We start from the raw sequence: 11,368 nt of genomic DNA, 5'->3' as shown, positions 1-11,368 counted from the left end.
GGCGGTGCGGCGCGAGGGGCACCTGTTACAACCGGGGGGTGGATCTGTTCACCCCTTCCGTCCAGCACTGGCTCGACCTGGCCGGGATCTTCGTCTTCGCCGTCTCCGGCGCGCTGCTCGCCGTCCGCAAGAACTTCGACGTCGTCGGCATGCTGCTGCTCGCCTCGGTCACCGGGCTGGGCGGCGGGCTCTTCAGGGACCTGGTGATCGGGGCGGTGCCCCCGGCCGCCTTCACCGACCTCGGCTATCTGCTGACCCCGCTGGCCGCCACGGTGCTGGTCTTCTTCCTCCATCCGCAGGTGGAGCGGATCAACCGGGCGGTGATGGTCTTCGACGCGGCCGGGCTCGGCCTGTTCTGCGTCACGGGCACGGTCAAGGCGCACGCCTACGGGCTCGGCCTGACCGCCTCGGTCGTCATGGGGCTGGCCACGGCCGCCGGCGGCGGCGTGCTGCGCGACGTCCTGGCCAACGAGGTGCCCTCGCTGCTGCGCTGGGACCGGGAGGTCTACGCGGTGCCGGCCGTCGTCGGGGCGGCGGCGGTGGCGCTGCTGATCAGGGCCGGGGAGCTGAACGGGGTGACCAGCGGCGCGGCGGCCGCCCTCGCCTTCGTCCTGCGGCTGCTGGCCCTGCGCTACAACTGGCGCGCGCCGAGGGCCTGGCACCGCCGCAGCCGGCGGACCGAGGAGAGCGAGGGGGAGGCGTGAGAGGCCTGCCGGAACTTGGCTACTAGCCGGTAATAAAAGCCTGTACCGTGTACTGCCATGACCGAGGCAACCATCGGTACCAGCGCGTTCGATCGCGACACGGCCGTCACAGCACAGGGGGAGGGCGTCTACGGCGCCGATCTCTCCGCCCAGTGGACCATCGGGCACGCAGTCAACGGCGGCTACCTGCTGGCCCTGCTCGGCCGGGCCCTCGGCGACGCACTGTCGCACCCCGACCCCTTCACCATCACCGCGCACTACCTCACCGCCTCCCGGCCCGGCCCGGCCACCGTGCGCACCACCGCCGTACGCGCCGGCCGCACCCTGTCCACCGGCGCCGCCTCCCTGCTTCAGCGGGACGAGGACGGGCGGGAGGTCGAGCGCATCCGCGTGCTGGCGAGCTACGGGGACCTGGCCGCGCTGCCCGACGACGTCCGCACCAGCGTCAAGCCGCCGCAGATCCCGCCGTACGAGAACTGCCTCGGAGCCCGGGACGGCATGGACCCGTCCGCCGTTCCGCCCATCACCCACCAGGTCGACCTGCGCCTGGACCCGGCCACCGTCGGCTGGGCGGTCGGCGCCCCCAGCGGGCGCGGCGAGATGCGCGGCTGGTTCGGGCTGGCCGACGGCCGCGACCACGACCCGCTCTCCCTGCTGCTGGCGGTGGACGCCCTGCCGCCGACCGCCTTCGAACTGGGCCTGTCCGGCTGGGTGCCGACGGTGGAGCTGACCGTCCACGTCCGCCGCCGCCCGGCCCCCGGGCCGGTGCGGGTGGCCATCACCACCCGCAACCTGGCCGGCGGCTTCCTGGAGGAGGACGCCGACGTCTGGGACAGCCAGGACCGGCTGGTCGCCCAGTCCCGGCAGCTCGCCCGCGCCCTGCCGGTCTGAGCACGGACCGGATCGGACCTGACCGTCTCCGTCGCGCGCTCCGCGGCCCCGGCCCCCTCGCTGAGGGGGCCGGGGCCGCTTCCGCATGCGACGGGCGGCGCGGGGCACACGTGACGGTGTCGCCCCCGTGCCCCGGCACCCGCCGTGACCGGCGTGAACGCGGTGCGCGACCGGATCGGCGGAGCCGGTGGCGCGGGAGTGGCGGAGCCCTTCACGGGTAGCCTGAAAAGGGACGAGCAACGCGAAAAACGTGAATGGCGCAATACGCTGCAAAGCCCCCCGTGAGAGAAGCGAAGGTGGTCAACGGATGTACACCGTGAAGAGCACACTGCCCGACCAGGACCTCAAGGTCGTCGGAGAGGCGCTGCAGGGCGCACTGGTGGACCTGGTCGATCTGTCGCTGGTGGCCAAGCAGGTCCACTGGACCGTGATCGGTCCGCGGTTCCGCTCCATCCACCTCCAGCTCGACGAGGTCGTGGACACCGCGCGCACCTACTCCGACACCGTCGCCGAACGCGCCGCGGCCCTGGGCCTGGCCCCCGACGGCCGTGCCTCCGCCCTCGCCTCCGGCAGCGGCATCACCGGGGTGGAGAGCGGCTGGCACCAGGACGACAAGGCCGTCGAGGTCATGGTCGGCGCGCTGGCCTCCGTGGTGAACCGGATGCGCGAGCGCATGGACGCCACGGAGAAGCCCGACCCGGTGACCCAGGACATCCTCATCTCGATCATCGCCGACCTCGAGAAGCACCACTGGATGTTCCAGGCCGAGCACAAGGTCGACTGAGGACGTCCGAGGGCGTCAGAGAACGTCCGAGGCGCCCCGCCCGCCCCCGCGGATTCCGGAGCGGGCGGGGCGGGAGAAGCGAGGACCGGCCACTCGGCCGGTCCTCGCTCTCGTCCCGGCCCGGTCGGCTCGTAGAATCGGTTAACCATGGCCTACCTTGACCACGCCGCCACCACCCCCATGCTTCCGGAGGCGGTGCAGGCGATGACCGCCCAGCTCGGCCTCGTCGGCAACGCCTCCTCCCTCCACGCGGCGGGAAGGCGGGCCCGCCGCACGGTGGAGGAGGGGCGCGAGGCCCTCGCCGCGGCGCTGGGCGCCCGGCCGAGCGAGGTGGTCCTCACCTCCGGCGGCACCGAGGCCGACAACCTCGCCGTCAAGGGCCTGTACTGGGCCCGGCGCGCGGCCGATCCCGTCCGCACCCGCGTCCTGGCCAGCCCCGTGGAGCACCACGCGGTCCTCGACGCCGTCCACTGGCTCGCCGACCACGAGGGCGCCCGGGTGCGGTGGCTGCCGGTCGACTCCCTGGGGCGCGTTCACCCGGAGGCGCTGCGCGAGGCGGTGGAGGAAAAGCCCGAGGACGTCGCCCTGATCACCGTGATGTGGGCCAACAACGAGATCGGAACCCTCCAGCCCACAGCCGAACTGGCGGCGGTCGCGGCCGAGTTCGGCATCCCGATGCACGCGGACGCCGTCCAGGCCGTCGGCCAGGTGCCGGTGGACTTCGCCGCCTCCGGCCTGGCCGCGATGACGGTCAGCGGCCACAAGATCGGCGGCCCGTACGGCATCGGCGCGCTGCTGCTGGGGCGCCAGTGGGCCCCCACGCCGCTGCTGCACGGCGGCGGCCAGGAGCGAGACGTGCGCTCCGGCACCCTCGACGTACCCGCCGTCGCGGCCTTCGCGGTCGCCGCGCGGCTGGCGGCCGAGCGGCGCGAGGGGTTCGCCCGGGAGATCGGCGCGCTGCGGGACGCGCTGGTGGCGGCCGTCCGCGAGGCCGTGCCGGACGCCGTCCTGGGCGGCGACCCCGACCCGGCCGGACGGCTGCCCGCCAACGCGCACTTCTCCTTCCCCGGCTGCGAGGGCGACTCGCTGCTGCTCCTGCTGGACGCCCAGGGCATCGAGTGCTCCACCGGATCGGCCTGCACCGCCGGCGTCGCCCAGCCCAGCCACGTCCTGCTGGCCACGGGCACCGACCCGGAGCTGGCCCGGGGCACCCTGCGCTTCTCGCTGGGCCACACCTCCACCAGGGCGGACGTGGACGCGGTGGCCGCCGCCATCGGCCCGGCCGTGGAGCGCGCCCGCGGCGCCGGGCTGTCGTAACCCCCGCCCGGCACGGCTCCCGGCCCGCTCAGCCCTCGCGGACGGGGACGTCCCGCACCATCCGCATGTACCGGTCCCAGTCCCAGTGCGGCCCGGGATCGGTGTGGTCGGCGCCGGGCACCTCGATGTGGCCGATGATGTGCTCACGGTCCCGGGGCAGGCCGTACCGGTCGCATATCCCGGCCGTCAGCGCCGCCGACGCCCGGTAGGTGGCGTCGGTGATCGTCTCCGGGCGGTCCACGAAGCCCTCGTGCTCGATGCCGACACTGCGCTCGTTGTACTCGCGGTTGCCCGCGTGGTACGCCACGTCCAGCTCCCGCACCATCTGCGTCACCTTCCCGTCAAAGGTGCGCACCACGTAGTGCGTCGCGGCGCGGTGGGACGGGTCCTGGAAGACCTTCAGGGCCACCGCGTAGGGGCCCTGGATGACGTGCACCACCACCCGGTCGATGGTGTAGTCGTAGGGACGGTCGGCCCGCCGCCAGTTCGCCTCGGACGCCGGCAGCCAGTCCGCTCCCGGGTGGTCCACCTCGCCCTCGGTGCGCGGCCGGTCCACGCCCGGTACCTTCCACCACGTCCGGGCCAGGTCGTCGCGGGCCGTGTACCCGAGGGCGCCCAGACCCACCGCCGCGCCGCCGACCAGCAGGGCGCGGCGGCCCACCGGCCGACCCTCCCCGTCCGCCCGGCGGTCTTTGGGGGCTTCCTTCTCGCTCACAGACCGCACAACGCCCGGGAACACCCGTACGGTTCCATCGGCCCGCGCCCGGACCCGTACCCTGGAGGGCGCTATGACTGACACGACCGGTGCGCCCAGCCCCGCCCCCCGCCTCCGCGTCCTCGCCGCCATGTCCGGCGGGGTGGACTCCGCCGTCGCCGCCGCCCGCGCGGTGGAGGCCGGCCACGATGTCACCGGCGTCCACCTCGCCCTCTCGGCGAACCCGCAGTCCTTCCGCACCGGCGCCCGCGGCTGCTGCACGATCGAGGACTCCCGCGACGCCCGCCGCGCCGCCGACGTCATCGGCATCCCCTTCTACGTGTGGGACCTGGCCGAGCGCTTCCGCCAGGACGTGGTGGAGGACTTCGTCGCCGAGTACGAGGCCGGCCGCACCCCCAACCCGTGCCTGCGCTGCAACGAGAAGATCAAGTTCGCCGCGCTGCTGGACAAGGCCCTGGCGCTGGGCTTCGACGCGGTGTGCACCGGCCACTACGCCACCGTCGTCCTGCGCGAGGACGGCACCCGCGAGCTGCACCGCGCCACCGACATGGCCAAGGACCAGAGCTATGTGCTGGGCGTGCTGGACGAGCGGCAGCTCGCCCACGCCATGTTCCCCCTCGGCGACACCGCCACCACCAAGGAGGAGATCCGCGCCGAGGCCGAGCGCCGGGGCCTGGCGGTGGCCAAGAAGCCCGACAGCCACGACATCTGCTTCATCGCCGACGGCGACACCCAGGGCTTCCTGGCCAGGCACCTGGGCACCGCCGAGGGCGACATCCTCGACGAGGACGGCAACAGGCTCGGCACCCACTCCGGCGCGTACGGCTTCACCGTCGGCCAGCGCAAGGGCCTGCGCATCGGCCACCCCGCCCCCGACGGCAAGCCGCGCTACGTGCTGGACATCTCCCCGGTGGACAACACCGTCACCGTCGGCCCGGCCTCCGCGCTGGACGTGGTCGCCCTGAGGGCCATCCGCCCCCGCTGGTGCGGCACCCCGCCCGCCGGGCCGGGCACGTACACCGCCCAGCTGCGCGCCCACGGCGGCGAGACGCCGGTGACGGCGGAGCCGGTGGACGGCCCGGACGGCTACGAGCTGAAGGTGTCCTTCGCCGAGCCGGTGCGCGGCGTCGCCCCGGGCCAGGCGATCGTCCTCTACGACGGCACCCGCGTGGTCGGCTCGGCCACCATCGCCGCCACCGAGCGCCGCGCCGCGGCGGCCGCCGGCCGGTAACCCGTCTGCCGGATGAGTGTCAGACCATCTCCAGCGGGAGGTGCGGCTCGGCGGGAAGTTCGACCCCGATCGTGTCGCCGGGGCGGACCACGCCGCCGGTCCGCACGACGCCCATGATCCCGGCCCTGCGCACCACGCTGCCGTCCTCGTCGCGGCCCACGACCCGCTTGAGCAGGCCCCGCCGGAAGCCGTCGATCTGGAAGCACGGGTTGCGCAGGCCGGTGACCTCCACGACCGCCTCGGCGCCGATGCGCAGCAGCGTGCCGGTGGGCAGGCCGAGGAGGTCGAGGCCGCAGGTGGTGATGTTCTCGCCCAGCTCGCCGGGCCCCACGGTGAAGCCGGCCTCGCCGACCTCGGCGAACAGCTCCTCGTGGATGAGGTGCACCTGACGCAGGTTCGGCTGGGTGGGGTCCTTTGCGACGCGGGAGCGGTGTTTGACCGTCTGTCCGGCATGCGCATCCCCCTCCACCCCGAGCCCGGCGAGCAGTGTGACGCTCTCCCGGTTCGGCTTGCTGAACGAGTGCTCACCGCTGCTGCTGACCGCGACCACGGTCCCTGTCCCGCTCATGGAGCGGCCCCCTTCGCCGGTGGTGTCCCGCCGGGAGCCTAACCCGGGTCCCCCGCGGCGCGAAGGGCGCGGGCGCCGGCCTCGCGCAGGTGCGCCACCAGCTCGGGAGGCCCGTGCACCTCGAAATCGCAGCCCAGCATGAGCAGCCGGGCCGCCAGCCAGTCAAGGGTGTCGACGCGTCCGCGCAGCAGGCAGCTGCCGGAGTCGACCGGTTCGATCTCGTCCGGTGCGGCGCCGAGCCGCCGGGCGGCCTCGTCCGCCGGGAGGCGCAGGGTGGCCCGGACCTCGTAGGTGGGGGCGAGGGAGAACAGCTTGCGGGTGACGAACGCGGCCGCGTCCCGCCCGGGCACCTCGCGCGGCGGCACCCGCACGCCCGTCGGGCGGGGGCCGGTGATCCGGTCGATGCGGAAGATCCGCCAGTCGCCGCGCTCGTTGTCGTACGCCAGCAGATACCAGCGCCGCCCCGCCGCCACCAGCCGGTGCGGCTCGACCAGGCGCGCGCTCACGGTGCCGTCGCCCGCCCGGTAGGAGAACCGCAGACGCTCGCGGCCGGCCGCTGCCCCGGCGAGCACCGCGAGGCCGCGCGGATCCACGCCCGGACCCTCCGCGGGCGGGGCGGAGACCGTGGCGGCCCGCAGCGCCCCGACCCGGTGCCGCAACCGGGACGGGAGTACCTGCTCCAGTTTGGTCAGGGCCCGCACCGACGCCTCCTCGATGCCGTCCACCGGGTTCCCGGCGGTGGTACTGAGGGCGACCGCGATCGCCACCGCCTCCTCGTCGTCCAGCAGCAGCGGCGGCATGGCCTTGCCCGCGGCGAGCCGGTAGCCGCCCGCGGTGCCCATGGCCGCCTCCACCGGATAGCCCAGTTCGCGCAGCCGGTCGATGTCGCGGCGGACGGTACGGGCGCTGACCTCCAGACGGCCGGCGAGTTCGCTGCCGGGCCATACGCGCGGGGTCTGGAGCAGGGACAGCAGTCTCAGCAGCCTGGCCGGTGTGTCGGTCATGGCACCCAGCATGCACCGGGAAATGGGACGGATTCTGACCTATATGCCGTCTAGCGTCGGTACGGTCGGCAGGAGTTCCTGCCGGGCACCTGACGAGGAGAAGGCCATGGGCAGCGAGGAGATCCGTCCCTTCCGCATCGATGTCCCCCAGGAGGACGTGGACGACCTGCGCGACCGTCTGACCCGCGCCCGCCTGCCCCGCGGGCTGCCCGGCGAGGGCTGGAGCCGGGGTGTCCCCGGGGCGTGGTTGAGGGAAGTGGCCGAATACTGGCGCGACGGCTACGACTGGTGTGGCCAGGAGGCGCGGCTGAACGGCTTCCCGCAGTTCACCACCGAAATCGGCGGGCAGGAGATCCACTTTCTGCACATCCGGTCCGCCGAGCCCGGCGCCCTGCCGGTCCTGCTCACGCACGGCTGGCCGAACTCCTTCGTGGAGTTCGCCGATCTCGTCGGGCACCTCACCGGCCCCCGCGCGCACGGTGGCGACCCGTCCGGGGCGTTCCACGTAGTGGTGCCCTCCATCCCCGGCTTCGGGTTCTCCGAACCGCCGCGCGAGACCGGCTGGACCACCGCCCGGGTGGGGCGGATCTGGGCCGAGCTGATGGACCGGCTCGGGTACGACCGCTACGGCGTCCAGGGCGGCGACCTCGGGGCGTACATCGCTCCCGAGGTGGCGAGGGCCGCCCCGGAACGCGTCGCGGGTGTCTACGTCATCGGCGGGCTCGGCTTCCCCGCCGAGGAGGACCTCCCCGGCATGACGCAGGAGGAGCGGGCGGCGTACGAATGGCTCCAGGAGCAGGACTGGATGAACGGCGTGGACCACCACGCGCTGCTGCGCGCCGCGCCGCAGACCTTCGCCTACGGCTGGCACGACTCCCCGGTCGCGGCGCTGGCCTGGATGGCGCAGAAGTTCCACGAGTTCAACGCTTCCGGCAAGCCGCTGGAGGAGGCGATCGACCGCGACCTGTTCCTGACAAACGTGAGCCTGTACTGGTTCACCGGGACGTGGGGGTCCTCGTCCTGGCCCATGTACGACAGCCCCGGAGGTATTGGCTGGCCCGAGGGGCAGAAGGCGGTGCCCACCGGCGTCTACAGCGGTCTGCCCGAATTCCGTCGGCTCGCCGAGCGGCACAACACGATCGTCCACTGGCCCGAGGACAACCCCGGCGGCCACCACTTCCTGGCGATGGACGCGCCGGACGCCCTGGCGGCCGACATGCGCGCGTTCTTCGGCAAGGTCCGCTGAAACCCTGCCCGCTCCGGCCGTGCCGGGCGGCTACCGCGCGAGGCGGTCGAACGCTCCGGCCCCCGCTCCCCGCAGGAGGGCGCGGAAGGCGGCGCGGTCGGTGGTGAGGACGCGGCCGGGGTCGGTGCTCTCGCGGACGGCTGTGCCGTCACCGTCGGCTGCGGCCACCTCCACGCAGTTGTCGCCGCCGCCGGAGAACGAGGGCTTCTGCCAGGAGGGTTCGGACACCGCTGTTCTTCTCATACGTCACGGGCGATCGAGTGGACGAAATCCCGTGATTCGGCCGGAGGCAAGGAGCGCTGCCGGGTCGGGCGCGCAAGGTGCGGTAGTCGGTCGGCGGTGTCTCCGGTGCGGGCCCCGCACCCGTCCGACCTGGTGCCCGCCGCCTGACGGGGAGCCGACTGCGCCCGGCGGGCGGCGGGTCAGCTCCCGAGGAGGGCGGCGAGGGTGTCGCGCAGCGGGGTGGTGGGCCGGCCGATGAGGCGGGAGAGCTCGCCAGGGGTGTCGCCGAGGTCTCCGGCGGCGATGGCGGCGTCGGTCCCGGCGAGGAACCGGGCCGTCTCCCCGGGCAGCCCGGCACCGGCGAGCGCCTTGGTGTACCCGTCCGTCGACAGGTCGCGGTAGACGACCTCGGTACCGGTCAGGTCGGTGAGGACGGCGGCGAAGTCGGCCATGGTCCAGGCGGTGTCGCCGGACAGCTCGTACACGGCGTTCGTGTGGGCCCCGTGGCCGTCGGTTCCCTCGTCGGCCAGGACGGCGGCGGCCGCCGCCGCGTAGTCGGCGCGGGAGGCGGACGCGATCCGGCCGTCTCCGGCGGCACCGGCGATCACCCCGGTCTTCAGGCCCTGGCGGGCGGCCTGCTCGTAGTTCTCGGTGTACCAGCCGTTGCGCAGCAGGCAGTGGGGTGGACCGGAGTCGCGCAGGTACTCCTCGGTCTCGCGGTGCTCGGGCGCCACGGGGACGGTGGTGGTGTCGGCGTGCAGGACGCTGGTGTAGGCCAGCAGCTCCGCCCCGGCCTGTCCGGCGGCGTCGATGACGGCCCGGTGCTGCGGGACGCGGCGGCCGACCTCGCTGCCGGAGACCAGCAGCACCCGCCGGGCGTCCTCGAACGCGGCGGCCAGGGTGGCGGGCCGGTCGTAGTCGGCCTCCCGTACCTGTACGCCCCGCCGGGCGAGGCCGGCGGCCTTCTCGGGCGAGCGCACGGCGGCGACGACCCGGGACGCGGGCACGCCGCGCTCCAGAAGGGCCTCGACGGTGAGACGGCCGAGCTGTCCGGCGGCTCCGGTGACGACGATCATGATCTGCTTCCTTGCCGGGGGAGGGGGCCTGGGCCGGACGGGTACCACGCCGCCCCGGCGGCCATGCCCTTGTCCGGTCCGCCGGGCGAGGGCTTACCCGGGGCTCCCGGCGGGCACCCGATCGGATCAGCCGGAGGGTGCGGCGAGGGTGCCGCGCCCATACTGACGCCACCGGCCCGACCCCGAGCGACGCGGAGGTCTCCATGGGAACCAGGACCCCATCCGACCCCAGGCTCTCCCGGAACCGCGCCACCCTCGCCCACAAGGTGCGCTACGCGATCGGCCACCCGGGGCGCGTCCCCGCCCATCTGCGCCGGGCGGCCCGCGACGCCTGGCTGCGGGCGAGGTACCGCGACGACCACATCGGGTACTACCGGGCCGTGATGGCCTCCGACGCCGCCCGCAGCCCGGAGGCGGCGGTCGGCGGCGGGCCGTCGTACGAACGGTGGCTGGCCCTCGGGCAGATGCAGTTCGACTACCTGCTGGAACACGGGCTGAGGCCGGACGACCGGATGCTGGAGATCGGCTGCGGCAACCTGCGGGCCGGCCGGCTGTTCATCGACCACCTGGAGCCGGGCCACTACTACGGGATCGACATATCGCCCCACATCCTGATCGAGGCCAAGCGGACCGTCGTGCGCCACGGGCTCCAGGACAAGCTGCCCCATCTGGCGATCGCCGACGACCTGACCTTCGACTTCCTGCCCGAGGGGCACTTCACGGTCGTCCACGCCCACAGCGTGTTCTCCCACTCGCCGCTGGACGTCGTCGACCAGTGCCTGGAGAACGTGGGGCGGATCCTCGCGCCGGGCGGCTTCTTCGACTTCACCTTCGACCGCACCGAGGGCCGCGAGCACCATGTGCTGCGCGAGGACTTCTACTACCGCACCGAGACGCTGACCGACCTCGCGGCCAGCCACGGCCTGACGGCGCGTCTCATGGAGGACTGGGAGCGGCTCCCGCACGGCCAGTCCAAGATCCGCGTCACCCACCCGGCGCCCGACCGGGCGGAACCGGAGCGCAGCCCCGTGTAGCACGCGCCGCCACCGGACGGCGCGGGCCCGGCCCCGCGCCGTCCGGTGGCGGAAAACCGCTCGTGACGCCGGGCTCGGCCCGGTAGAAAACGGGGATGGGAACCGAACGGCTCGATCCGGTGGAACGGCTGCTCGCCGAACGCGCCTGCGAACGCGTGGTGCTGGACTTCGTCCACCGGCTCGACCTGGGCGAACCGGCCTCGGTGGCGGAGCTGTTCACCCCGGAAGGGGTGTGGCAGTGGCCGGGGGGCGGCCGCCGGGTGGCGGGGCGCGAGGCGCTGCGCGCGTACTTCGGCTCCCGGCCCGCCGACCGGCTCTCGCGGCGCATGTGCACCAACGTCCGGGTCACCGTCGAGTCGCCCGACACGGCGGCCGCCACCACGTACTTCGCCACGTACCGGGCCGACGGGCACACCGGCGGCCTCGTGCCGCCCGGTCCGCCGGTCAACGTCGGACACTACGAGGACGCCTTCCGCAGAACCGGGGAGAGCTGGCTCATCGAGCGGCGGACCCTGGTCCTGGCCTTCGGCGGGCACACCCCGCGCATCGACCGCGACGCCCGGCCGTAGCGGGGGC

Annotated in this window: 13 protein-coding genes; 8 read left to right on the top strand and 5 right to left on the bottom strand. The window is 73.9% G+C overall.

Translation table 11 applies throughout. From position 1 onward, the window contains the following. Window positions 1–38: 38 nt before the first annotated feature. The 4 genes from BM237_RS02980 (at window position 39) to BM237_RS02965 (ending at window position 3,696) form a co-directional block, all read left to right on the top strand. Complete coding sequence (locus BM237_RS02980) at window positions 39–704, top strand: trimeric intracellular cation channel family protein (protein ID WP_245793378.1); 666 nt, start codon at window positions 39–41, stop codon at window positions 702–704. A 57-nt stretch (window positions 705–761) separates the two neighbouring features. Then, complete coding sequence (locus BM237_RS02975; protein ID WP_093847510.1) at window positions 762–1,595, top strand: thioesterase family protein; 834 nt, start codon at window positions 762–764, stop codon at window positions 1,593–1,595. A 307-nt stretch (window positions 1,596–1,902) separates the two neighbouring features. Continuing rightward, the gene (locus BM237_RS02970; RefSeq protein WP_093847508.1) at window positions 1,903–2,379 is read left to right on the top strand and encodes a Dps family protein; all 477 of its coding nucleotides are present in this window, start codon (window positions 1,903–1,905) and stop codon (window positions 2,377–2,379) included. A gap of 147 nt (window positions 2,380–2,526) precedes the next feature. After that, on the top strand, window positions 2,527–3,696 hold the full coding sequence (locus tag BM237_RS02965; protein ID WP_093847506.1) for a cysteine desulfurase family protein: 1,170 nt from the start codon (window positions 2,527–2,529) through the stop codon (window positions 3,694–3,696). A gap of 28 nt (window positions 3,697–3,724) precedes the next feature. Here the strand turns inward: BM237_RS02965 and BM237_RS02960 are convergent, their stop codons facing one another. Continuing rightward, the gene (locus BM237_RS02960) at window positions 3,725–4,411 is read right to left on the bottom strand and encodes an N-acetylmuramoyl-L-alanine amidase (RefSeq protein ID WP_245793377.1); all 687 of its coding nucleotides are present in this window, start codon (window positions 4,409–4,411) and stop codon (window positions 3,725–3,727) included. Between the two features lie 73 nt (window positions 4,412–4,484). Between BM237_RS02960 and mnmA the strand changes: the two genes are divergently transcribed. Continuing rightward, the gene (gene mnmA / locus BM237_RS02955; RefSeq protein WP_093847502.1) at window positions 4,485–5,642 is read left to right on the top strand and encodes a tRNA 2-thiouridine(34) synthase MnmA; all 1,158 of its coding nucleotides are present in this window, start codon (window positions 4,485–4,487) and stop codon (window positions 5,640–5,642) included. A 19-nt stretch (window positions 5,643–5,661) separates the two neighbouring features. Here the strand turns inward: mnmA and BM237_RS02950 are convergent, their stop codons facing one another. Together BM237_RS02950 and BM237_RS02945 are read right to left on the bottom strand one after the other, a co-directional pair. Further along, window positions 5,662–6,210: an MOSC domain-containing protein gene (locus tag BM237_RS02950; protein WP_093847500.1), complete on the bottom strand. Its 549-nt coding sequence runs from the start codon at window positions 6,208–6,210 to the stop codon at window positions 5,662–5,664. Window positions 6,211–6,248: 38 nt separating this feature from the next. After that, window positions 6,249–7,214: a helix-turn-helix transcriptional regulator gene (locus tag BM237_RS02945; protein ID WP_093848065.1), complete on the bottom strand. Its 966-nt coding sequence runs from the start codon at window positions 7,212–7,214 to the stop codon at window positions 6,249–6,251. Window positions 7,215–7,320: 106 nt separating this feature from the next. Between BM237_RS02945 and BM237_RS02940 the strand changes: the two genes are divergently transcribed. Next, complete coding sequence (locus BM237_RS02940; protein WP_093847498.1) at window positions 7,321–8,460, top strand: epoxide hydrolase family protein; 1,140 nt, start codon at window positions 7,321–7,323, stop codon at window positions 8,458–8,460. 30 nt (window positions 8,461–8,490) lie between these two features. On the opposite strand, the gene BM237_RS02935 is transcribed toward BM237_RS02940, so the two are convergent. Both BM237_RS02935 and BM237_RS02930 read right to left on the bottom strand, forming a co-directional pair. Next, window positions 8,491–8,688 carry a DUF397 domain-containing protein gene (locus BM237_RS02935; RefSeq protein ID WP_093847496.1) on the bottom strand — a complete coding sequence of 66 codons (198 nt, stop codon included), beginning with the start codon at window positions 8,686–8,688 and terminating at the stop codon, window positions 8,491–8,493. Between the two features lie 194 nt (window positions 8,689–8,882). Beyond that, entirely contained in the window at window positions 8,883–9,758 is an 876-nt protein-coding gene (locus BM237_RS02930) for an SDR family oxidoreductase (RefSeq protein ID WP_093847494.1), read from the bottom strand. 203 nt (window positions 9,759–9,961) lie between these two features. Between BM237_RS02930 and BM237_RS02925 the strand changes: the two genes are divergently transcribed. Together BM237_RS02925 and BM237_RS02920 are read left to right on the top strand one after the other, a co-directional pair. Beyond that, window positions 9,962–10,792, top strand: a complete 831-nt coding sequence (locus BM237_RS02925; protein WP_093847492.1) for a class I SAM-dependent methyltransferase — start codon at window positions 9,962–9,964, stop codon at window positions 10,790–10,792. A 95-nt stretch (window positions 10,793–10,887) separates the two neighbouring features. Continuing rightward, on the top strand, window positions 10,888–11,361 hold the full coding sequence (locus tag BM237_RS02920) for a nuclear transport factor 2 family protein (RefSeq protein ID WP_093847490.1): 474 nt from the start codon (window positions 10,888–10,890) through the stop codon (window positions 11,359–11,361). Window positions 11,362–11,368: the final 7 nt, after the last annotated feature.

Origin of the sequence: Streptomyces mangrovi (assembly GCF_900114215.1) — a bacterium.
Taxonomy (GTDB): Bacteria; Actinomycetota; Actinomycetes; order Streptomycetales; family Streptomycetaceae; genus Streptomyces; species Streptomyces barkulensis.
This window is presented reverse-complemented; position numbering and strand designations above follow the sequence as displayed.

Bases quoted from the DNA above. Each gene is read 5' to 3' on its own strand.
- BM237_RS02975 (WP_093847510.1), top strand. From the start codon at position 762: ATGACCGAGGCAACCATCGGTACCAGCGCGTTCGATCGCGACACGGCC.
- BM237_RS02945 (WP_093848065.1), bottom strand. From the start codon at position 7,214: ATGACCGACACACCGGCCAGGCTGCTGAGACTGCTGTCCCTGCTCCAG.
- BM237_RS02940 (WP_093847498.1), top strand. From the start codon at position 7,321: ATGGGCAGCGAGGAGATCCGTCCCTTCCGCATCGATGTCCCCCAGGAG.
- BM237_RS02965 (WP_093847506.1), top strand. From the start codon at position 2,527: ATGGCCTACCTTGACCACGCCGCCACCACCCCCATGCTTCCGGAGGCG.
- BM237_RS02925 (WP_093847492.1), top strand. From the start codon at position 9,962: ATGGGAACCAGGACCCCATCCGACCCCAGGCTCTCCCGGAACCGCGCC.
- mnmA (WP_093847502.1), top strand. From the start codon at position 4,485: ATGACTGACACGACCGGTGCGCCCAGCCCCGCCCCCCGCCTCCGCGTC.
- BM237_RS02970 (WP_093847508.1), top strand. From the start codon at position 1,903: ATGTACACCGTGAAGAGCACACTGCCCGACCAGGACCTCAAGGTCGTC.
- BM237_RS02950 (WP_093847500.1), bottom strand. From the start codon at position 6,210: ATGAGCGGGACAGGGACCGTGGTCGCGGTCAGCAGCAGCGGTGAGCAC.
- BM237_RS02930 (WP_093847494.1), bottom strand. From the start codon at position 9,758: ATGATCGTCGTCACCGGAGCCGCCGGACAGCTCGGCCGTCTCACCGTC.
- BM237_RS02920 (WP_093847490.1), top strand. From the start codon at position 10,888: ATGGGAACCGAACGGCTCGATCCGGTGGAACGGCTGCTCGCCGAACGC.